This is a genomic window from Maricurvus nonylphenolicus (genome assembly GCF_042854845.1).
GTDB lineage: Bacteria > Pseudomonadota > Gammaproteobacteria > Pseudomonadales > Cellvibrionaceae > Maricurvus > Maricurvus nonylphenolicus.
In genome coordinates, this window is sequence record NZ_AP031498.1 from 3844930 (window position 1) to 3868310 (window position 23381).

18 protein-coding genes and 1 tRNA gene are annotated in these 23381 nt (G+C 48.8%); 11 read left to right on the plus strand and 8 right to left on the minus strand.

Annotation, left to right across the window (positions count from 1 at the left end):
- The first annotated feature begins 100 nt into the window (after positions 1–100).
- Both ACGHZ6_RS16635 and ACGHZ6_RS16640 read left to right on the plus strand, forming a co-directional pair.
- Entirely contained in the window at positions 101–922 is an 822-nt protein-coding gene (locus ACGHZ6_RS16635) for an enoyl-CoA hydratase/isomerase family protein (protein WP_390615122.1), read from the plus strand.
- A 148-nt stretch (positions 923–1070) separates the two neighbouring features.
- On the plus strand, positions 1071–3458 hold the full coding sequence (locus tag ACGHZ6_RS16640) for an ankyrin repeat domain-containing protein (RefSeq protein WP_390615123.1): 2388 nt from the start codon (positions 1071–1073) through the stop codon (positions 3456–3458).
- A gap of 38 nt (positions 3459–3496) precedes the next feature.
- Here the strand turns inward: ACGHZ6_RS16640 and ACGHZ6_RS16645 are convergent, their stop codons facing one another.
- Positions 3497–4309 carry a helix-turn-helix domain-containing protein gene (locus ACGHZ6_RS16645; RefSeq protein ID WP_390615124.1) on the minus strand — a complete coding sequence of 271 codons (813 nt, stop codon included), beginning with the start codon at positions 4307–4309 and terminating at the stop codon, positions 3497–3499.
- Positions 4310–4452: 143 nt separating this feature from the next.
- Here ACGHZ6_RS16645 and ACGHZ6_RS16650 point away from each other — a divergent pair, with 143 nt between their 5' ends.
- The 5 genes from ACGHZ6_RS16650 (at position 4453) to ACGHZ6_RS16670 (ending at position 11051) form a co-directional block, all read left to right on the plus strand.
- Entirely contained in the window at positions 4453–4764 is a 312-nt protein-coding gene (locus tag ACGHZ6_RS16650; RefSeq protein WP_390615125.1) for a hypothetical protein, read from the plus strand.
- Between the two features lie 134 nt (positions 4765–4898).
- Entirely contained in the window at positions 4899–5729 is an 831-nt protein-coding gene (locus ACGHZ6_RS16655) for a helix-turn-helix domain-containing protein (RefSeq protein WP_390615126.1), read from the plus strand.
- A 96-nt stretch (positions 5730–5825) separates the two neighbouring features.
- On the plus strand, positions 5826–6500 hold the full coding sequence (locus ACGHZ6_RS16660; protein WP_390615127.1) for a DJ-1/PfpI family protein: 675 nt from the start codon (positions 5826–5828) through the stop codon (positions 6498–6500).
- Positions 6501–6662: 162 nt separating this feature from the next.
- Positions 6663–7844 (plus strand): formate-dependent phosphoribosylglycinamide formyltransferase, encoded by a 1182-nt coding sequence (gene purT, locus ACGHZ6_RS16665; RefSeq protein ID WP_390615128.1) that lies wholly within the window; start codon positions 6663–6665, stop codon positions 7842–7844.
- 129 nt (positions 7845–7973) lie between these two features.
- Complete coding sequence (locus tag ACGHZ6_RS16670) at positions 7974–11051, plus strand: hypothetical protein (protein WP_390615129.1); 3078 nt, start codon at positions 7974–7976, stop codon at positions 11049–11051.
- A 20-nt stretch (positions 11052–11071) separates the two neighbouring features.
- Here the strand turns inward: ACGHZ6_RS16670 and ACGHZ6_RS16675 are convergent, their stop codons facing one another.
- From ACGHZ6_RS16675 to hemA, 7 genes are all read right to left on the minus strand, one after another.
- Positions 11072–13240, minus strand: a complete 2169-nt coding sequence (locus tag ACGHZ6_RS16675; RefSeq protein WP_390615130.1) for a putative bifunctional diguanylate cyclase/phosphodiesterase — start codon at positions 13238–13240, stop codon at positions 11072–11074.
- 2 nt (positions 13241–13242) lie between these two features.
- Positions 13243–13758, minus strand: a complete 516-nt coding sequence (locus ACGHZ6_RS16680; protein ID WP_390615131.1) for a Rab family GTPase — start codon at positions 13756–13758, stop codon at positions 13243–13245.
- 9 nt (positions 13759–13767) lie between these two features.
- Positions 13768–15384: an OmpA family protein gene (locus tag ACGHZ6_RS16685; protein ID WP_390615132.1), complete on the minus strand. Its 1617-nt coding sequence runs from the start codon at positions 15382–15384 to the stop codon at positions 13768–13770.
- 7 nt (positions 15385–15391) lie between these two features.
- Complete coding sequence (locus tag ACGHZ6_RS16690; RefSeq protein ID WP_390615133.1) at positions 15392–15937, minus strand: hypothetical protein; 546 nt, start codon at positions 15935–15937, stop codon at positions 15392–15394.
- Between the two features lie 336 nt (positions 15938–16273).
- Complete coding sequence (gene prmC, locus ACGHZ6_RS16695; RefSeq protein WP_390615134.1) at positions 16274–17119, minus strand: peptide chain release factor N(5)-glutamine methyltransferase; 846 nt, start codon at positions 17117–17119, stop codon at positions 16274–16276.
- A 2-nt stretch (positions 17120–17121) separates the two neighbouring features.
- Positions 17122–18204, minus strand: coding sequence for a peptide chain release factor 1 (prfA, locus tag ACGHZ6_RS16700; protein ID WP_390615135.1), 1083 nt, complete (start codon positions 18202–18204; stop codon positions 17122–17124).
- 58 nt (positions 18205–18262) lie between these two features.
- On the minus strand, positions 18263–19528 hold the full coding sequence (hemA, locus tag ACGHZ6_RS16705) for a glutamyl-tRNA reductase (RefSeq protein WP_390615136.1): 1266 nt from the start codon (positions 19526–19528) through the stop codon (positions 18263–18265).
- Between the two features lie 347 nt (positions 19529–19875).
- Here hemA and ACGHZ6_RS16710 point away from each other — a divergent pair, with 347 nt between their 5' ends.
- The 4 genes from ACGHZ6_RS16710 (at position 19876) to ACGHZ6_RS16725 (ending at position 23334) form a co-directional block, all read left to right on the plus strand.
- Positions 19876–21702, plus strand: a complete 1827-nt coding sequence (locus ACGHZ6_RS16710) for a tetratricopeptide repeat protein (RefSeq protein WP_390615137.1) — start codon at positions 19876–19878, stop codon at positions 21700–21702.
- 3 nt (positions 21703–21705) lie between these two features.
- Positions 21706–22332 carry a lipoprotein insertase outer membrane protein LolB gene (lolB, locus tag ACGHZ6_RS16715; RefSeq protein WP_390615138.1) on the plus strand — a complete coding sequence of 209 codons (627 nt, stop codon included), beginning with the start codon at positions 21706–21708 and terminating at the stop codon, positions 22330–22332.
- A 76-nt stretch (positions 22333–22408) separates the two neighbouring features.
- Positions 22409–23269, plus strand: a complete 861-nt coding sequence (gene ispE / locus ACGHZ6_RS16720; RefSeq protein WP_390615139.1) for a 4-(cytidine 5'-diphospho)-2-C-methyl-D-erythritol kinase — start codon at positions 22409–22411, stop codon at positions 23267–23269.
- Positions 23260–23334, plus strand: a tRNA-Gln gene (locus tag ACGHZ6_RS16725). Before ispE ends, ACGHZ6_RS16725 begins: the two co-directional genes overlap by 10 nt.
- The last annotated feature ends 47 nt before the right edge of the window (positions 23335–23381 follow it).

Here is a 23381-nt window from a genome sequence, read left to right on the forward strand (position 1 = left end):
AGAATTACTTAACCAAAGCTAATTATTACTAAATTGATTAGCCACTCATATAAAAATATCTTATCTGTAACCACTTTAAAAGCGCCCTAAGGAGGCCGATATGTCCGAAGCCAGCACCCAAGACCAAAGCAGCAATAGTCCATTCCTGGTGAGCAAAGAGAAAGGCCTTACCATCATCTCCATCAACGACGCGCCCTGGAATATGATGAGCATGGAGTTTATGGACGAACTGGAAGCCCTGCTGCCTAAACTCAAAGCTGACCATAGCGTACGCGCCATACTGTTTACCTCAGAAGGCAGCGATAACTTCTCCGCCGGTATGAACCTGAAACAGCTGATTGGCAAAGCTGGCGATCAAGCTGCCCTCAGCGCCCTGTTCGATCAACGCCTGCGCGTGTTATCTGCCATTGAAAACCTGGGCAAACCCGTTATTGCCACCCTATTCGGTTATTGCCTCGGCGGCGGTCTGGAACTTCCCATGGCCTGCCACTTCCGCCTGGCCGCCAAAGAGGGGTGTAAAATTGGCCTGCCGGAAATGGATCTGGGCACCGTTCCCGCCTGGGGTGGCAGTGCTCGCCTGACCCGTATTGTTGGCCGTATGCACGCACTGGATATGATCTTGCGCGCGAAAAAAATTGATGGCCCGGAAGCCTATCGCATTGGCCTGGTCAATGAAGTTGTGGATAACGACAAACTCAAAGAACGCGCCATTGAACTGGGACTGGAACTGGCCACCAACTTCCCACCACTGGCCATGAGCGAAATAATGCCGGTGATTATTAAAGGCTCGGATATGTCGCAGGAAGAATCCCTGCGTATGGAACGCGAAGCAGTACTCAACACCATGGGTAGCAGTGAAAACCAGGAAGGCATGATGGCGTTTTTGGAAAAGCGTACGCCGGTGTTTAGCGATCGCAGTTAACTTAAAAAGATCAGAACCCGCATCTGCGGGTTCTCAATTAAGGAAACTCACTCTTCGACTACACAGTCATTAGAGACTGTCATTGAATTTCCCCTATAGCACGATAAACTCCCTGCTCTCAGACTTTTGTATTAAGGGATTTATCACGATGTCAGTCTTGCGAATCGCATTGATAGGTTTACTTTGCCTATTGTTTTCCGCCTGTAGAACCCTTCCCAATATGCCCTCCTTTGCCGGACACTCCCCTCTGGATTACGCGATCAAGGATGGCGATCTGGCAAAAGTAAAAGGCCTGATGGAAGTTAAGTACAATCCCAATGGTCTCAATCCCCGCGTGGTATCGCCACTGATGCGGGCGGTGCAAATGGGCCGTAACGATATGGTACAAGCCCTACTGGAAGGCGGCGCAAACCCCAATGCAGTTTCAGCAACAATTGAAACGTCTGCGTGGCACGGTATGCCTTCAGTACCACTTTGCCAGGCCTTACAAGTAGGCAAGCTTGAGAGCATTAAATTGCTAACCCAGCACAATGTAGTCTGGAATCATATCAATGGCGCACCTATCGCTAAGTGCTGGACCACCTCTCCAAATCGTAACCTTGTCGCACTGGAATTTATGGTGCATCAAGGTGTTAGTTTCAAACCCGCTGACTGGGGTTACGATTCTGCCATTAGTGACTATATTGCAAACACCTCCCCTAATGCTGCTGAAGCCAGTAAAACGATCAACCTAATGATTAAGGGCGGAGCGGATATACATTACAACCGCAGTGCCAGTTCCCATGCGAACCCCAGCATGAAAGCCCCGCTGCACTTTGCAGTACAGCAAGTAAAACCGGCCTTTGTAAAAGCGCTGCTCGATGCCGGTGCCAACCCAAATCAAAAAACCATGCTGGGTGAAACCCCACTGCATTTGGCCGCAGAATATAACTGCACCACTTGCATCGCTCAGCTGATAGAGGCTGGTGCTGATATATACGCACGCGATGGTAAAAAACAACCGCCGGTTGCCAAGGCATTAAACGGCGGAGAACCTCTAACACTGATCAGCAGCGCCGGTGGTTTACATGCCCTGTATAAGGATCAGCGCCAGGCCATGATCAACGCACAGCCCTACGTCTCGCCATCAGTCAGAGACTTTGTGCTGAGCTACCGCTTAAACACCCAACCCTACAAACAATTCGTAAGCGAGTTACCGTCCGAATTAACACCTAAAAAGCGCGCACGACAAACGGCCACAAAACGCGCCGATAAAGAACTAAATAGCTCCAAACTCCTGGCACAAAAGGAGGAAAAAGAAAGACAACAGGCCCGCATAGCTGAACAGCGTCGTCAACGAGCCCAAGTAGAACAGAGACGAAAGCAACAGGAAGCCAAGACAGTTGTACAAAACCTGATCCAGACTTCCAAGGATATGGAGACTTTGATAACTGAATTAGGTAAAGCCAAAGCTAATTGCATCGCGCATAAATCACTGTATCGCAAAGCCAGAAAATTTGACTGTGAATATATGACCGAAAATGGTCGCTACCGTGAATTCGGCAGATCCAAGGCCTGCGAAAATACTCGAGATCAAATTACTCCAATAGTCAGCAAATACAAAGGGACTGTGTGTCGAGACTATGAGAGTGTAGAATCAAAAGCCCTAGCCATCTTTGAAAACCCACTACAAAAACAAGCGGTTAAGAACGAAATTCGTACTCGCTCAAACAAGCACAAAACATCTGTAGACCGTTTAGCATCTCTCTATAGTTTACCCTTCAGAGAAATGGATGAAATGCGCGATGACGCTCAACGCGCCCAAGAACGTGGCCAGGAAGAGCATTATAAAGCTCAATGGGGCCGAGTGATAAAAGCTGCAAGCTCCACATCATCGAGTTTTGACGAAGTACATCAAACCTTTCAGCAGTCCCATAAAGCCATCAACAATATTGTGGTAAACCAAGTATCATTACAGCGCCTGCAGCGGCAAATTGAGGAAAAAACAAAACAAATTAGACAACAGCAGAAAAAAACTAGCTCGCAGACTTATGCAGCTAAGAGTACTCCTCAGCCTACTAACCTTACCTCACAGAAAACGGCTTGTGAGGCCAAAGGTGGAAAATTTGATGCATCTCGTAATAACTGCACCATTGTGATGAACAAAACGAGCTCCTCTGGAGCTTCTCAACCGGAAGAGAATCCGTGGTTTATTCGAAAGGAATGTGGGCATACCAATTTCGACGATACCATGCCGAAGCCCGAACGAGTGTGTATGAATACAGCACCACCAGCAAAATGGGAAATGAAGTGGCATTCTAAACATCTGCTTGGTGATAATTACAAAATTAGCCTCAGTATCGAAAACCAGTCCGATTTACCCATTGAATTTATCCTGAACGGGCGCGTTAGTGGTGATATGAGCCATAAAAACTTTGATTGGAAAGTGACTGTGCCACCTCACAGCACTCGTAGTGAATGGGGCGGTATCACTCAACTATCAGAGCCCGCACATGTGATCAACATTCTCGACCTTAAGTTTCGACCTCTTAAGTAAATTATCGGCAAGAGGGGAAATACTCCCCTCTTTTGATTTTATGCTGACATGCTTTTGAAAAATGCTTCTGTTGCGGTATCGGCAGGATAAAAACTTTCAATACGCAACTCATCAGTAGTGATATCCATCGGCGTTCCAAAGGTGGACATCACGGAAAACAAACTTAACTCCAAACCGTTAACGTTTAACTCCAATGGCAACACCGGTAATAAGCCTTCAGCCTGTAGCGCTATATCTGGCATCGGTCCCGCCAGTTCAATAATCGCGGCCATACGATCCCGTATATCAGGATCACCATCCGCTTCACGCTTTAAGCGCTGGATAAACAAGGGCGCCGCCTGATCCCAATTGGAGATAAAGGGGCGCATACCTTCGGGGTGAACCGTCAGTAACGCCAAATTAATTTCATCACTGTTGGTACCGATACTCGCCTGCATGGCCTCGATATCACCACCCAGACTCAACATCAAATCAGCCGCCTGATTTTTCATTTTCACATTCCAGAAGCGATCCACCACAATAGCGGGCAAAGGATCATGGTGCTTGAGCATTTGGCTTAAAGCATCGTAAACCGGTTTCATAGCAGGTTCATCCAAATCCGACTCGCGATACATCGGTGCAAAACCTGCCGCTTGCAATAACACATTGCGCTCCCGCAGAGGCACCTGCATGGCTTCTGATAAACGTACCACCATTTCACGACTGGGCTGACTACGGCCGGTTTCCAACCAACTGACATGGCGTTGGGAGACATCTGCCGCCAGGGCTAAATCCAACTGGGATAACTTGCGAAAGGCTCGCCATTCACGGAAAACACTGGGGAAGTTCTGGGCAGCCATGGCGGATGTCATAATCCATCTCCTGTCAGAATCAAGGGCATGGTCTGTATTGTGGCAGATTAAACTTATTCACGGCTATTACATCTGAGGTAATTGCGGCTATTCACAAGCAGGATCAGACTGAATACGACATTTCACAACAGGGTCTGACCGCTATGAATATCCGTATGCTTGCAATTATCTTATTGATTCCCTTCAGTTTTTTAACTGTTTACTCCGTGCTTGAAGTCGGTTATCTGGGTATATTTGAATACCATATCCACAGCCCGGCCGGCTGGCAGGTGTTTACCGATCTGGTGATTGCCCTGCTATTGGTGATGTGCTGGATGGTGCCAGATGCACGTCAGAGTGGGCGCAATCCGGTGCCCTGGGTGTTGTTAACCTTAACCTTAGGCTGCATTGGGCCATTGCTGTATCTGGCATTTAGTCCGGCAAAAGAAACCACGGCAGAAATTGCCAGCCAGTAACTAACATACTGCTAACGACTACTGATATTAGGGGCACATCCATCATCCCTAATATCAGTTTCCAGGCCAGTAAGATAATATGTCCAGTCTAACTCAGCTTAATAAATGCCTTTCTGCACGAGCCGTTAACCAAGATGATAAAACCTCCTGGCATATCGTCCGACACCACTATTCGTGAACTTCTACACCTGGGTTATACCACCTTTTCACCAGCGCCAGCCTATTCAGATTGGATTGATCACTATTGGGCAATAAGCGCAGATCTACACGAGCCCACAACCGAAACCTACTACCCCGATGGCGGCAGTTCTCTCACCTTTACGTTCGAAGATAACGCCGATAAAGGTATCTGGTTTAACGCTACACAAAAACTTATCCACACAACATTTTCAGGCAAGGTAGAACGCTTTGGTGTGAGATTTTTCCCGGGAGGCATCTATGCCTTATTAGGGCTGGACTGTGAAACGCATAAGGGCGAGGGAGATCAGGCGGTCTCCGAATTAGCCTTACCTCCATGCGACTCCCTGTTCCAGGCAATGCTGGACAACGATACACAAACTCGTATTCAATGTTTCGAACAATGGCTGGAAAACTACTCCCACCTGCGACAAGACAATGGTCCGGTGCAACATCTGTGGCCCCGATTACTGCGCTTTGAAACCGACATACCTGAAGACTTGGAAGGCCAAGGCATTAGTCGCCGTCGTTTTGAACGCCTGTTTAGACAGCAAACAGGGATAACGCCCAACAAATTCAAAATGTTACGTCGCATTAAGCAGGCACGCTACCTAATCAAATCCAACCCCGAGCTCCCCCTTACAGAGGTAGCCATCCAGTGCGGCTATTTCGATCAGGCACATTTCAATCGCCACTTCCGCCAGCTGGTGGGGCTCACTCCCGGCAACTACAAAGAACAGCAACAAGATAAAGTCGCTCGGCAAGAAATGGCTGTTGAAGCGCGATAATTCCTCCTCTGTAAACTGACGCAAATTTACAATTCGATCCTCCACACTTCAGGCAATAATGTGAACAACGCCATCACATTAGCTAGAGGATAAAAAATGAAACCTATAACCTTCTTTATAAGGTATGCGTTATTGATAACACTGCTTTCTACCCACACAGCTCAAGCTGCGACAGAAAAAATTGGTGTTCTGGTTTTCCCGGGCTTTCTCACCAGTGATGTCACCGCACCACTCGAAGTGTTCGGTGCTGCCAGCCGCAAAGCCTGGTTTTCTTCCTATGAGGTGATTCTGGTCTCGGCCACCCGTGAACATAAGATCACCTCTGAGGAAGGCCTACAAGTTGTGGCAAACAACACCATCTATGATGACTTGCAGCTGGACGTGTTAATACTGCCAAGCGCCTATGAGATGGATGACTACATCAGCAACACCGAATTAATCCGCTTCATTACAACTCAGGGGCGTACGGCTTCCTGGATGGCCAGCAACTGCTCCGGCGCCTTTTTGTTAGCGGAAGCGGGTTTGCTGGACGGTAAAAAGGCCACCACGTGGGCAGGCGGCGAAAAATCACTGGCCAGAGCTTATCCCAAGGTTGACGTTCAGTATGATCAGAATATTGTTGTTGATAACCGAGTGATCACCTCAAACGGTGGCCCGGTGAGTTATCAGTCTGCGTTTGCCCTATTGGCCAAATTAAGTTCAGAGACGTTTGCTGAAGAGATATCTCAAGCAATCCAGTTTGATCGCTTGGCGCGTGCATTCCCACGTTAAATCCAGTAAAAACCGAATGGAAGTCGTACCTTCGTTCAAATTTAACCCACTACGCCATGACTTCCGTTCTGCCGCTACTTTCTCCGAATATTGCTGTAGAACGAAACCAGATAAAGGTTTATCCTCCCCCCAAATCAGTATTTGCAGCCTATGAGGATCCCTATGACAACTATCGGCACCCCCTTATCAACAACCGCCACCAAAGTCCTGTTTTGCGGCGGCGGTGAATTAGGCAAAGAAGTTGTTATTGAGCTACAGCGTTTGGGGGTAGAGGTTGTAGTCGTCGACCGCTATGCAAACTCACCGGCCATGCAAGTTGCTCATCGCTCCCATGTTATCTCCATGCTGGATGGCGAAGCGCTTGAAGCGGTGATCCGCGAAGAGAAGCCGGATCTAATCGTGCCAGAAATTGAAGCCATCGCCACCGATACCCTGGTGGCCATGGAGCAGGAAGGTTTTACCGTTATCCCTACGGCCAAAGCAACACAGCTAACGATGAACCGTGAAGGCATCCGCTGCCTGGCGGCAGAGGACCTGGGTATCGCCACATCGCCCTACCGCTTTGCCGATAATAAAGCGGACTTCCTGGCTGCCATCGACGCCATAGGCATTCCTTGTGTGGTCAAGCCTATTATGAGTTCATCCGGCAAAGGTCAATCCACCATTACTGAGGAATCCCAAGTGGAAGCAGCTTGGGATTATGCTCAGGAAGGCGGCCGCGCAGGTAAGGGCAAAGTGATTATCGAAGGCTTTGTCGATTTCGATTATGAAATCACCCTGCTGACCGTTCGCCACCAGGGCGGCACCTCTTTCTGTGAACCTATTGGCCACCGCCAGCAAAGTGGCGACTATCGCGAATCCTGGCAGCCACAAGCGATGAGTGAAACAGCACTGGCCAAGTCACAGGACATCGCCCAAAAAGTTACTGAGGCATTAGGTGGTCGCGGCATCTTTGGCGTCGAGCTGTTTATTAAAGGGGATGAAGTGTACTTCAGTGAGGTTTCACCACGCCCACACGATACCGGTTTAGTCACCCTGATCTCCCAGGATCTGTCTGAATTTGCCCTGCACGCGCGCGCCATTCTGGGTTTGCCCATTCCCAATATCAAACAACATGGCCCCAGTGCTTCCAGCGTTATTCTGGTAGAAGGTCATTCTCAGCAAGCCACTTTTGGCAATTTAGGCGCAGTATTAGCAGAGCCTGACACTCAATTGCGTTTGTTCGGTAAACCGGAAGTCGCCGGGCAACGTCGCATGGGTGTGGTGATGGCAAGAGCTGACACGGTTGAGGCGGCTACTGAAAAGGCGATCAAGGCGTCCAATGCCGTTAGCGTTGAGCTGTAAAATCTAGCCATTGCTTTTATGTGGGGACTGACTCTAAGGTCAGCCCCCACATGCTTGTACACTTACCAAGCTCCAACAATTGGATTAACATTAGTCACCTATGTTAAGCCAAGGATAAGGATGGGGCTGATGCAATACGATATTTATTTTCACGGCGAACTGGCCGAAGGCGTCTCGCAGCAAGAGGCTGTCGAAGTCCTTCAGAAAATCACCGGACTAACACCCGCCAAAATTGAAGCCCATTTCTTTGCCGGCAAATCCGTTCGTATCAAACGCAACCTCAGCCATGAACAAGCCAAGGATTTTAGTGCACGACTGGCACAAGCGGGTCTGATAACCGAAATTCGGGCACTGGAAGCGGAAGCAACAGCCGCCCCTACCGAAGCCGTTGTTACACCTAAGTCAGAATCGGAATCAGAAGCTGAGGCTGAAGCTGCCCCAGAGACTCAAGCATCATCGCAACAACCGGAAACCATTCCGCCTGCTACTCCCAAAAAACGCAATCCACTGGTCTATGGTGCAGCCATCTGTTTGGCTGTTATTGTCGCCATCGGAGCTGGTTTGTGGTTCTACAGCCAGTCATTACTGGATTACTCTGTACCTCAGCAAGTAAAAACCGCAGAAGCCGTGTTACTTAACGACAACACCATTGCCATTGGCCACGCCAATATCGATAAATTGGTCGAGATAGAACAATTGGTAAAAGGCTTTAACAGCGAAGAAATATTGCCAGATCCCGATGCCGACGGCTTACTTGGCAAACTGCTGAACGCAGGTGTAGATCTACGCCAATCGCTGCACCAAGTGGTTTTCTCTCTTGCCATGGATCAAACCGAAGGAAAAGCCAAAGCCTATCTCAACAACATTCTCATCGGTGATTTCAATCAACAACAGATTCTTGCATTTCTGCAGCAACATTATGAAGTCACCAACCGAAGCCACAACGGCAAAACCTACTATGAATTTACCCAGCAAATTCGGGAAACCTGTGAATACACACCTTCTCAGGCGCTAGCATTCGGCCAAGGCTTTATTGTTATCAGTAAGGACAAAAAAGTACTGGAGCTGGTTGATGCCATTAATAATCCACCAGCCAACCTGACACAAACTAACAGCGAATGGATCAAATACAGAAATGACCACCTGGTTAGCGTTGGCGTTTTACAGCCAGAACACCTCGATAAATATGACAGCCTGGGAGCTGTGCTGTTTTTCAGTGGCCTACGTAGCGCCCTCCCCTCGGTAGATGGTATCTTTATGGGGCTGGCTGGCACGGCCATACCCCCTAAGGCGGTTATTGACGCTACCGTCATTAGTCAAGACCAACAGTGGTTAACTACCTCTGAGGCATCACTGAATGCCGGTCTGTTGGCTGCAAAACAAAATAATCAAAGTTCAGAACTCTTTAGCGCCATTATTAATAATCTCGATATCAAGCGTGAATCTGAAAACTTAAATTTGGCGTTTAGCATCGATAACCAGCTTACCGATCAAATCAAACAAACGGTTGAAGAAGGCCTGGGTTCCCTCTTCTCAATGTCCAGCAGCAACAGTAAAAGTGAAATCCCCCCTGAAAAACTGGAAGAGAATCCCAAGACCTATCAGTCCATTACTCCTGCCAGCCTGGCAAAACTTCCAGCCTTCGAAAATACCTACAACCAGACAATTCACTGGCAACAAGGCCCGGTAGCTATCCGTATCACTGAACTCCACCATAGCGTCGACGATATTCAGGAAATAAGTCTGGAAGCGGTTACATCCGGCATTCCCAATACAGCCTCAAGTTCATTTGCCAGTGCTAGCCAACTGCATATTGATGACATTACCAATGCCAACGGTGAATCACTGATGGACCCCGCCACCTGTGGTAAATACATCAACAGCGATCCCGTTGTCCTAACGGATAGTTTCGGCAAAGGCGAGCTAAAAGCCAGCAAAAAAATTCGCCTGAAGCCCGGCGCTAAAATTGCCGATATTGCCAGCATTAAAGGTCGCGTAAGCCTTAATATTGCCACGCAAATTGAAACGCAACGATTTACCGCTCCCATCAACCAAGCAATTGTCAAAACCCAAGGCGCTTATTTGCGTATCAAGGAAATTGCAGGCAATAACATCAGCTACCTGGTTAGTGGAGCCAAGCAACCACTGTTGAATGTCAGAGGGTTAAACGCCAAGGGACAGTATCTATCAGGTAGTGGTAGCAGCTCTTTTGGTGCTATCGGTAGCGGACCGCGTTCGCACAATGCCAGTTATCAAGGCCAGGTCAGTGCGGTAGAAGTCACCTACGCCACGCAGCGACAGGCTCAAGAGTATACATTTAATATTACCGACCTAAGCCCACCAAGCAATACCAATAGCTTCAGTCCCGAGCATAAGCCTCCCGTTGCTTACGATATGGCTGACTGGAAACAGGTCGTGCAACTCAGCCAAAAAAATTATCCACAGGATCAGTTTAATTCCTGGTTAGGGCAACCCGTAGCAAACACCCGCTCCGGCCCCATACAAACCTACCTGTTCAAACCTGAACTGCAGCGATTTGGCCCAGAGCGACGCTTCAATAGCCATATGGTCGTCAACCTGCCCTTTATCCGTTCACTGCTTAAAGCCAGTGGTCGCCTGAACCTCACAACCCATTCCTTGACTTTTGATAATGGCGAGCAGATAAAGCCAACCGGTACACCCTGGGTAAGTCCTATTACGCTCGACTACAAAGGCGGCTGGAATCTATCCCTGAGCGATGAGGCCATGCGTGAAGAAGGCTATCTGGCAGGCTCAGTCGATATTAAATATCTGCTGGATGATGTTACTTACGAGAAGGTCAAAGACACAAAACTTGTTTCACTTAATGGCGATTTAAACCTGGCGCTGCCCACGCAAATTAAGGCAACAAGTATTCCCGCTCTACAGCTTGGCGAAAACACCAAGCTGTCAGGCTTTGATCTGCAACTTATAAAACTCGACGGTAATCGCCAGACCTATAGCATCAACGGCGATGAATCTGCTCTGGTTGCCATCTATGCCCTCAACAGTGAAGGCAAAGAAATTGGCAAGCTGGACCCTTTTGGTGATGAGTTTGGTGTCCCCTCTGATCAAACCAAACGTCGTGTCGCCGGTATGTGGGCTCAGGGTGAAATTGATCAACTGATAGTTTATGAGGTGACTGAAGCCGTTATGAAGCGGTTGCCGCTTACACTCGATATCAATTGATAAGGATAGGGACAAACTGATTAGTTGGCGCGGTACTTAGTATAGTAAAGTTCTTCAATCGCCTGGACACTTAACGGGCGATGAAAATAGAACCCTTGAGCCAAATCACAATTCCATTGAGTTAAAAGAGCAAGCTGGGAGGCTTGCTCGACGCCCTCAGCAATAACTTTTATATTGAGCGTATGAGCCAGTTTAATCACCGAGGCCGTTATCGCCTTGCTTTCGCGGTCTTCATCTAACGTACTTATAAAAGACCGATCAATTTTCAAATAATCGATGGGAAGCTTACGTAGATAATGAAGCGATGAAAACCCTGTTCCAAAGTCATCCAAAGAAATGGAAATACCCATATTTCTTAGGGTTTGCAGTTTAGCAATAGCACCATCCATATCTTCCAAAAAGCTACTTTCTGTAATCTCCAATTCCAAATTGGTCGCAGGATACCCCGTTTTTTCCAGCGCACTGCGAACATCCTCAAGAAAATCAGGGGAGTTGAGTTGTTTGGTTGATACATTTACCGCCATGAACAGTGGAATCCCCTGTTCTAAAAGCTGCAACCCTACTGTGCAAGCGTAGCGTAGCACCCAACGTCCCAAGGGGATAATAAGCCCACAATCTTCAGCTATTGGAATAAACTCTAGTGGCGATAGCATACCCTCCTGCGGGTGCTGCCAACGGATTAATGCTTCTACACGGAATAAGGATTCTTCATGGATGCTTATTTGCGGCTGCATCAACAACAGGAATTGATCCTGATCTATAGCGTCTTGAATTTCATGCTCCCGCTGTAATCGGCGCGGTCTTGTATCACTTAACGTTTCTGTAAACAGCCGTACTTGATTACGCCCCAGCTCTTTAGCCGAGTACATGGCTAAATCGGCATTCTTAAGCATGTCACTTGCACTTATGGAACCTGCGGTACTGTAGGATATTCCTATACTCGCTGTGATACAGAAGGATTCTCCACTCAAGGCCAGGGGTTCCTTAATGACAGACAAGATTCTCTCCGCAAGCCTCACGCCATCTTCAGCATTATTTATGTATTGTGCAATAACGACAAATTCATCCCCCCCCAAGTGAGCTACATAATCATTAGATTTAACCCCCCGAGCTATACGAGAAGCAATGGTACTCAAGAGGAAATCCCCCGAGCTATGACCTAGTCTGTCATTCACCCGTTTAAAATAATCCAAATCAATGTATAAAATCGCTATCCCTACTGCCGCCTCTCCGACGGTTTCGATAACGTTTTTAAGGTGTTTCCAAAAATGCCGGCGATTGGGCAAGTGAGTAGTAAAGTCATAATCAACGAGATTGTCAGAGGAAGTGCTTCCTACACTCCGAAACTCACTGATATCATTAGCAACACAGACATAATGCTGCACATCGCCACTATCATTTCGAACAGGACCGATGGTCAAGCGTATCCATCGAGACCGCTGCCTAGAATCCAGACTTTCAAATTCGCCCTCCCAATAGGCTCCCGCTTTGAGTACTCGGTTTATTTCGGGGTATGTCTCCTGTGCTTCTTTTAACCATTTATCCAATAAAGACTGGCTTCTTAAAGATTCGCAATCATCCATTTGGTAAATATCTACTAAGGCTTTATTCATGATTTCAACATTGCCATCAGGCTGGCAAATCATGACCGCCGAGGTATCACGTTGTATGGCATCTGAAACATACTCAAGGGACATTCTCTGATGTATGTTACGCTCCAGTTCACTCTGAAGCTGGCGCTGGCGACTGTTAAGCTCAGACAACAACCGCTCATTGGTTAATGCAATATTTCGAGCCTTTTGATAAACAGCATGCTGCTCTGCAAAACTAGCGGTTTTATTTTCAATGATCAGCAATGCTGAGGATCCATGCTTACATGCTCGAGCTTCAAGCTGCATGTCATCATCGCCAGGGAGGGTTTCAGTCCAGATTCCAGATAGTATTTGCTCTGATGTATCTTTATTCCAGACTTCACATGCGTCTTCCAAGAAATTCTCGACATAGGGGAATGCTAGCGCCAGATCAAACTCTGTCGCACCTTGTGTCTGGGATTGTGATTGGCCTATAGCGTTTGAATACAGCAGGGTAAACCAGTCGGGCTGATCATGGAGCAGGCTAAAATTACCTTCCGTTGTTTTTTCAAAGGCAACAATTCCGAGCACATTAAGCACGGTGGAGATTTCGGACATAGCTATTCTTCCTGCGCTTTAGCATCCATCATCTTCAGGTTTAATCGGGTAAAAGCAGATTCGACATTTTCCCCCGTTTTGGCGCTAGTATGAATAACATTGTCATCATCAATAAAGTTATCAAACTGACCACCCTGAATCTTCCATTCATCCCGTAAATCACATTTATTCACCAGCAACAGCAGAGGCACCTTCCCCAGATGTTCGTCAATCATGAGCTTTAATTCTTTTGCACCTTCTACACTTTTTGGCCTTGTTCCATCGACAACCAGAAGTATACCTGCCGCTCCACGTAGATGACTGGGTTTCAGTGATGTGAAGTCATCTGTCCCCTCAACATCCCAAATCATATTGAGTATTTCCATATCGTGAAGATTGACCACACGCTTACTGATTTTCACTCCTATTGTGGTGTGGTATTTATCACTGAAAATACTCTCAACAAAGCGCCTAACCAAGCTTGTCTTCCCCACAGCAAAGGGGCCCAACATACACACTTTTTTCGATATCTTGGACACGATCTAACCTCAAATATTTTCTCGGTTGATCCTATATGCTTTGACAAACAACTGAACTCTGCGTTGTTCGCTTGCAGGGACATGCTTCAGATCACGAGATCCAACGCCCCAGGCAATTACCGCGTCATCTGCCATTCCATTTTCCATAAGTAATTCCCTAACCCTATCGGCCCTTAGTTGACTGACCTTTTCATTGACCGAACGACTGCCTGTAGGATCTGCAAAACCTAGCACCATAACCTGAATATCCATAGTTTGATCTTGCTTAATGCTTTCTCGCAGGCGAGCAATCAGTCCCATCAAATCTGACAATGCTGCCAGAGAATGTTCTGTAAACACATCGCTCTTGGGCTGAAAGTAAAGTGCGGTTTTATTAATACTGTCTATAATCTTCTCACGCAATTCATTAGCGGTAGGATCATTATTTGGCAGCTCTCCAATATGAATTGGTGTTGCCTCTACATGTATATCTATGTACTTGTACTGTTCAGCGCTGAAGCTATCCGTTAATGGAGGCCGACCATTCTCCTGCAAGACATGAACACTCAACTGATTGCCTTGCAGCTCTTCACGTATCAGGACAAATCCCGGTAGCTGCGAGATAAAATGAGTAAAACTGTTCACATCCCGCTCGATAAGAAACCAACTTATAGATTTAATCATTACCCCTATCACGACCAAGCCAACGATAATCAAACCAAACCATGGACGCCCCTTTTCTGGTAAATCATCCTTTGATTGGCTTAACAAACATTGCTGAAGATATGGGTCTACAGATAACAGGGAATCACGATCTCCGTTAAATTCCTTTAATAGTGAATTGAAAACACGATGGATATCTTCACAGCAAGCATCCAGTTGTGAGCGTACATCATCGGTAGGCGTACCTTGAATCGCCAACGCCAAAACAGCGGATGGGCCCGCTGCGATTAACACCGACAACTCCCCCACTCGAATACCATCAAGAGAGTCTGCCGATGCATTAACAAAAGAATCACTGACAAAGTCGCTAATGGCTGTCAGCATCGCCGAGACTAAATCAGGGTCCTCCGCAGTAATACCCTCAGCAGCAATAGAATGAATAAGCAGACCGGTATCACGGTGAATGAGAAACACCTGCTCAACACGATATAGGACAGTTCTGGCAATTACATATTGGGCATAGGTCATGCCACTGCGCCACGCGTTAATGCGCCAACTGAGTGCTCGAGGACTTAAACTTTGCTCCAGTAGAGTATTGAGCGTTTGCACCATATTACTCAGGGCAGCCGCTACAGCTTTACGAATTGCCGGACCTAAAATGGGAAAAATAACATCGGTAATACGGGAAGGGTTGCGTTCAATTGAGCGCTCAATGGCTGTATTGACAAGGGGAGCCAGGGTTTTTCCCATGGAATCATCTTGGGCCGATCGTAATGCAATAGCCTCACTGATAATGGCTGAAACACGCTCAATACCCGATCTATCTTGTAATTGCTGTTTGAGAACATCTTCGAACTCATCACCTAATAAAAGGGATCTAAGGCGAAGATAGTCGTTGTCACAGTCAGTCAGGGTAGTGTTTTCTGACGGCGAGCTAGGCTTGGGTGACTCGCAGGGAGGCTGAGGCGTGGAGTCGCTTGCCATTGCTCACCTAAAGATCGTCTATTTGTTGGGCCATCTGCTTTAACAAAGTCGATAAAGCAGATCTATCCGTTTTACTGTGGCGAAGCTCATCGGTATTTTCCTGCACCGAGTTTTCCAAAGCAGCAAAATGCTCGTTCATCGCTTCAGTTAACTGGCGAAGCTCTGCAAAGAGCTGATTTTCCGCAGCCTGATGGGCAGACTCGGTTTCCGCTTTAAATTGCTCTAAGCGCGAATCCAGGTCACCGAGCTCACCTTCAATACATGCTGAACGATTACTTTGCTTATCGCCATCACTGTCAATCCGCTTATTAAGCGTCCGAACATGCTTCTCAAGTTCTTTCTTAAGCTCTTTAACCGTATCATGGAGTTGTTTTTCCAACTGATTAAAACGAAAGTCACTTGCTGCGCGAAACTCGGCGATGACGTCTTCTAGATGGGATTGCTGCTCGCCAAAGAGCAAATTTTGAATATCTCGTAACCGAGATTCAGGATCACCTCCATTGCCTTTAACAGGGGCCTCTACGTCCTTTTGTTTTGCCCGTGATTTGGCCATGAATACACTCCTTGCCAGAGCTGAATAGGATACAGCTTAGATCCCTAGTTACATGCCTGCTTTAGATTTACCACCAAAAGATAGGGTTCTTTCCCCTAGATAATGAGTATAGGAAAGAACTGCTCTCTTACAAGCAGCTCCCGGACTGAATCACCACTCATGTGCTGGTCACAACTTAGTTAACTAAACACAGTACAGGTTATAGAGAAGAGTAATAAAGGACCCATAAACAAGTCACGATTGAAACTATAGAGCACGCATTGGTGTTCACATAAAAAAGCCCCCAGTGCTGTCGCACTGGAGGCTTAAGAATTTCTTTCTTACCTTCCGGGTTATTTAACTATATCGACCCAAGGTTACCCTGTCATTGCCACCGTAATCCTGTTCGGTGACCACATCGACATATCCACAAGCAGAGAAAATCTCTCGTACATCCTCACCTTGCTCAAACCCATGCTCCAGAGCCAGCCAACCACCCGGTAATAGATGCTGTTTGGCCTGCTCGGCTATATGTTGAATATCCGCCAAACCATTAGCGTCTGCCACCAACGCACTTAAGGGTTCAAAGCGCACATCGCCTTCTGCGAGATGAGGATCTTGTTGATCAATATAAGGGGGATTACTGACAATTAAGTTAAATTGCTCACTCGCCAGTTCGCCAAACCAATCACTTTGTTTAATGGTGATATGGTTAAAACCCAACGCTTGTCGATTGGCTTCCGCAAGCTTTACTGCATCAACAGATTGATCAACACCGGTAATGTTCCATCCCGGTTTTTCACTGGCCAATGCCAAGGCAATTGCACCAGTGCCAGTACCCAGATCGACCACACGAGCGTCGTTAGGTAAATCCAAGTCCAGTACCACTTCCACCAAACGCTCAGTATCGGGGCGGGGAATCAGGGTTGAGGGATTAACCTGTAGAGGTAAAGACCAAAACTCCCGTTGCCCAAGAATATGAGCAACGGGTTCGCCAGTTAGGCGGCGGGAAAATAAAGATTCAAAACGGGCTTGTTGTTCTGGCGTAAGTTCTTTTTCTGGCCAGGTATATAAATAGGTTCGCTCGCGCTCAACACACTCGGCGAGCAATAGCTCGACATCGAGCCGAGCGCTATCACTGATCTGATCCAGCTCGCTGGCTCTGGCCAGATTTTGCTGGATCGTCAGAGGTGATTCGGACACGTTTATTCAGCCAACGCAGCCAGCTGATCAGCCTGGTATTCGTTCACCAATGGCTGCACTACTTCATCCAAGCTGCCTTCCATGACTTCGGCCAGTTTGTACAAGGTCAGGTTAATGCGGTGATCAGTTACCCGGCCCTGTGGATAGTTGTAAGTGCGAATACGTTCGGAGCGGTCACCACTGCCCACCAGGCTACGACGTTCATCGGCAATTTCAGCAGCCGCTTTTTCTTCCTGGCCGCTTTTCAGTTTTGCCGCCAACAGCGACATGGCACGAGCCTTGTTCTTGTGCTGGGAACGCTCATCCTGACACTCCACCACAATCCCGGTAGGGATATGAGTTAAACGAATCGCGGAATCAGTTTTGTTGACGTGCTGACCACCGGCTCCGGAGGCGCGGAAGGTATCTACACGCAGGTCGGCCTTGTTGATTTCCACCTCTTCCAGCTCATCGGCTTCAGGCATAATTGCCACGGTACAAGCCGAGGTGTGAACACGGCCCTGGGATTCGGTTTCTGGCACACGCTGTACACGGTGAGCACCCGATTCAAATTTCAGCTGAGAATAAACGCCCTGGCCGACAATACGGGTAATAATTTCTTTATAACCACCGTGCTCACCGGCGTTTTCGCTAAGCACTTCAATTTTCCAGCCGCGTTTTTCGGCGTATTTGGAATACATGCGGAACAGATCGCCGGAGAAGATCGCCGCTTCATCACCACCGGTACCGGCGCGCACTTCCAGGAAGACGTTCTTGTCATCGTTAGGATCTTTCGGCAGCAGCAGTTTTTGCAGCTCCAGCTCTAAAGGCTCTAACTGACTTTCGTTTTCTTTCAGCTCCTCCTTGCCCATGTCGCGCATATCTGGATCATCATCTTCTAGCAGCACCTTGGCTTCTTCGATGTTATCCAGCACCTGGCGGTAGTCGGCGTAACATTTCACCACCGGTTCCAGTTCGGCGTACTCTTTGGAAAGATCACGGAATTTATTTTGATCACTGATAATCTCGGCATCACTTAGCAGCGCGCCCACTTCATCGTAGCGATCTTGCAAATTATCGAGTTTTTCCAATATAGAGGCTTTCATGGTTTCTCACTTACACAAAAAAGGCGGTGTGTTTTACGGTTTTTGAAGTGTAAAACAGCTAAGGATTGGTATCTCGATCATCGAGATCGAAGAGTTCCTGGGTCAGGCCAATCATATCATCGCGGCCTGAAGCTCCAGCTTGTTTGATTTTAGACGTTGGGGCGTGCAGCAGTTTATTGGTTAAACCACGAGCCAGTTGCATTAACACAGCTTCGGGGTCGGCGCCTTTTTCCAGAGTTTTCAGCGCGCGCTCTAATTCCTGATCACGAATGTCTTCTGCTTTGCGACGATAGGCTTTAATGGTGGATACAGAACTCAGCGCACGCAATTCACGGGCATAGGCCTGTACACCTTCGCCGACAATTTCATCGGCCTTGGCGGCGGCTTCTTCGCGGGAGCGACGGTTTTCATCAATCACTTCCCGCAAATCATCCACGGTATACAGATAGACGTCATCAAGCTCGCCCACCTCGGCCTCAATATCGCGGGGAACGGCGATATCGACCATAAACATGGGTTTGTGTTTACGCTTTTTCAGCGCCGATTCCACCGCACCTTTACCCAACAAGGGTAACTGACTGGCGGTGGAAGAAATGACGATATCGGCGCGGTGCAGAAATTCAGGAATATCAGCCAGCAAAATCGCTTCAGCATTAAACTGCTCTGCCAAATCCCGGGCTCGGCCCAGAGTACGGTTGGCCACCAGCAGTTTCTTTACACCCTGTTCGTGCAGGTGACGGGCAACCAGCTCGATAGTTTCGCCGGCACCAATCAACAGCGCCGTATCTTCTTTTAGGTTGGAGAAGATCTGTTGTGCCAGACTCACCGCTGCATAGGCTACCGATACCGGGTTCTCACCAATGGCCGTTTCGGTGCGAACACGTTTGGCAATACTGAATACCTGCTGAAAGGCACTGTGTAAATGGGTACCGGCGGTACCTGCACCATTGGCCACCGCATAGGCAGATTTCATTTGCCCCAGGATTTGCGGCTCGCCCAAAACCAAAGAATCCAATCCACAGGCTACAGCCATCATATGGCGAATAGCCTCTTCACCCTGATGGCAGTAATGACAGCCCTGCAGTTCATCGAGGGGCAAGCGGTGGTAACCGGCCAGCCACTCCACAATCAACGTCGCCGATTGCTGGCTGTACGCGTAGATTTCAGTACGGTTACAGGTCGACAGAATAGCTACTTCATCGGCAGCGCCCTGACGGCATAACTCGCTTAACGCCTCTTCCATTTGCTCGGGCGCAAAGGCTACGCGCTCGCGAATATCGAGGGAGGCGGTATTGTGATTAATGCCGAAGGCCAGAAGCGTCATGCGTGGGTCTAAACTACTGCGTTACCGGGTGAATGCTCAAAGGAGCTAATTTTCAACCGCGAGAGATCTACTTACAAGAGACAAAGGGCTTTTATGACACAATTTTATGGTATTCAGGCTCTCGTGATGAATAAATTGAGCAAAAAGTAGAGTTTTTGGTGGTTATACGAGCTAACCATACTTCTCGGGAACCCCAAGCCCCTATCCAGGCTCTATAATGGAAGTGAATAAATAAGAAGAACCATTGAGTGAAATCGGCTTTGCCTCTATGGTTATCCATTAAAGGATATTGTTACTGCTTTCCCCAGTATTTAAATAAAGCCCATAAATGGACCCGCGACCTACGCATGAATTCTTGCCTGTATAAGCATTTGCCCACTCGCAAAGCACTTACCCTCACCCTGATCAGCAGTCTTTCACTGGTTGGCTGTAGCCTGCAACCCACACAAACTGTGGAAGCTCCGGAACCCGAGGTTCCTGTTGAAGAAGTCGCTGAACCGGAAGTGCCCACCCGCCCCTTTGAGGCCGAAACACTCTATGCCCTGCTGGTCGCAGAAATGGCGGGTAGTCGTGAACGCTACGACATTGCCCTGGGCAACTATATGCAACAGGCCCATAAAACCCAGGATCCTGGGGTGACCGCACGGGCCACCCGTATTGCCCGCTTCCTGAATGCTCGCCAGGCTGCTTTAAACGGTGCCCTGCTGTGGATCCAGCTGGAACCCGACAATAACGAAGCCCGCTTTGTGGCTGCATCCGAGCTGGCCCAGAGTGGTCGCTTGATTGAAGCAACGGATCAATCCGAGTACTTGCTCAATAACAACAGCACCCCGATTTTTCAAAGCATTGCCGCTTCGGCTGCACGCGCCACCGATACCCAACGCGAGCAACTGATGGTCCGCTTCCAGCATCTGCTGGAACAGTACCCTCAAAACACCCAGTTGCTGGTTGGCATGGGCCTGCTAAAACAGCAGCACAAAGATCTTGATGCCGCCCTGAACTATGCTCGCCAAGCGCTGGACGAAGACGAAGCGCTGATTCCCGCCGCCGTACTGGAAGCCAAGCTACTTCATCAACTGGATAGAACCGACGAGGCACTGGACCGCCTGGCCCTGCTGCTGAGCAAACACCCGGAAAACAAACGCCTGCGCCTGCAGTACGCCCGTGTTCTGGCCAGCTTTGATCTGGAAAAAGCCCAGCAACAATTTGCCATGTTGGTGGAACAAAACCCCAACGATCCTGAGCTGATCTTCTCGCTGGCACTCATCAGCAATGAGCGCGGTATGCTGACCGAGGCCAAAAAACATTTTGAGAAGCTGATCAGCCTGGATAGCCGACGCTCTTCAGCTCACTACTATTTAGGCCGTATTGCCGAGAAAGAAGACGATATCAATACCGCATTGGAGCACTATATTCAGGTCGAACCCGGCCCGGATTTTATGCCCGCCTTGCTGCAAACCACCGATATTCTGGTTAGCCAGAATGAAGTGGAAGCCGCCAATAAGCGCCTCAGTGCTGCCCGCGAACGATTCCCCAGCCAAGCCGAGCGTTTCTACCTGCTCGAATCAGAAGTCTTGAGCAAATACCGCCAGCTGGATGCCGCCGAAAAAATTCTTACCGAGGGCATCGACCAGTTCCCCGCCAGTACACAACTGCTGTACGGGCGCGCCATGATCAATGAACAGCGAGACTTGATTGAGCTGACCGAGAGTGATCTGCGCACCATCCTCAAATACGATCCCAACAATGCCACCGCCCTCAATGCGCTGGGTTATACCCTGGCGGATCGCACCGATCGCTACGAAGAGGCCTATGAGCTGATCAGTCAGGCTCTGAACATCAAGCCGGATGATCCCGCCATTATCGACAGTATGGGTTGGGTGCAATACCGCTTGGGTCGCCTGGACGAGGCACTGCTGCGTTTGCGCCAGGCCATGCAAATGTTCCCCGATCACGAGATTGCCGCCCATTTGGGTGAAGTCCTGTGGGTATCCGGTGAAAAAGAGGAAGCCCGCTCTATTTGGGCAGAAGGCTTAAAGCTCAATCCCAATAGCCATATTATTCCCGGTGTAATCGAGCGCATGACTGGAGAGGCCTTACCTGAGCAACCTAATCAGGCAGACGAACCTGAAGAAACCGCCAAAACGGCTGATGCTGGGGAAGAGACAAACTAACCCATGACAGCACCTCAACGCCTCGGCTTCAGGCTATCTCGTTGTTTTTGGCTATTGATGGCCACGCTCCTCAGTGGCTGTGCCTCCCAGCAGCCACTCACCAACATCGAAAACTGGAATGACTACCAGCAACAACTAGCCGTCATTGAAGACTGGCAGCTTGAAGGCAAAATCGGCTTTCGCCTGCAAACTGCCGAGGGCAATAATAGCGGTAGCGCCAATTTTAACTGGCAGCAACAATCCCCCCGCTACAATATTCGCCTTTACGGCCCCTTTGGTCAGGGCAGCACCTGGATCAAAAGTGATGGTCGTCAGGTAGAACTGCAACAAGCCGGCAAACCTGCCCTCAAGGCCAGTAACCCCGAAGAACTTATGTACCGCAGCCTGGGCTGGTGGCTCCCCATAAATGACCTAAGCTACTGGATCAAAGGTATCCCTGCCCCTCACAGCCCTATTATCTCCCAGAGCCAAACCGAGCAAGGCACCCTGCAACAGCTGCAACAAAGTGGCTGGCAGTTGTCCTACAGCCGCTACCAACAGGTCAACGACTGGCAACTGCCCGGCAAACTGGTGGCCGAGCGGGACAATATCCGCCTAACGCTGGTGATCAAGGACTGGCAGCTGGACTAGTGCCAACCCTCCCCCTTCTTATATACAGGGCGCTTCTATATAGTAGCGCCAAGTTCCAATATTCTATTTACCCCTTATGACACACCTCAGCCTCCCCGCTCCCGCCAAACTCAACCTGTTTCTGCATATCACTGGCCGTCGTGAGGACGGTTACCACAATCTGCAGACGGTGTTTCAACTGCTGGATCGTGGTGATGAGCTGACATTTACCCTGCGCGAGGACGGCGAGATCCACCTCAGCCCAGCGATTGAGGGGGTCGCCCATGAGGACAACCTGATTGTTAAGGCCGCCCGCGCCCTGCAACAAGCCAGTGGTACATCACTGGGGGCTGATATTGCCCTGGATAAGCGCCTGCCGATGGGTGGCGGTATTGGCGGTGGCAGCAGTAATGCCGCCACTACCCTGCTGGGGCTAAATGCTCTCTGGAACTGTGGCCTGGATCAGGATCAGCTGGCGGATATTGGCGTAGCTCTGGGGGCCGATGTACCCGTGTTTGTACGCGGTAAAACCGCCTGGGCCGAAGGTGTCGGTGAGGTTCTGCAACCTATTGATATTCCTGAAAAATGGTATCTGGTAGCGACGCCAAATTGCCACGTTTCCACGGCCGAAATTTTTTCCCATAAAGATTTGACAAGGGACACCTCCGCCATTAGAGTAGCGGCCTTCCTTGAGCGGGGTGGTCGAAATGACTGCCAACCACTGGTACAAAAGCTGTATCCAGCGGTAGGGGAAGCTCTGGATTGGCTAGGCCAATTTGGACATGCTCAAATGACGGGAACAGGTGCCAGCGTATTCGCAGCATTTGACTCAGAAGCAGCCGCTACAGCGGTGTTGCAGCAACTTCCTGAAAACATTGAAGGTTTTGTTGCAAAAGGGGTTGATAATTCGCCCGCACTGAGTAAAATCCCCGTCCACAAAAACGCCACTGGGGTGTAGCCAAGCGGTAAGGCAGCGGGTTTTGATCCCGTCATGCGAAGGTTCGAATCCTTCCACCCCAGCCATATTTTTTATAAGAAGCCGGTGAGTTACGCTCAGCGGCTTTTTATTA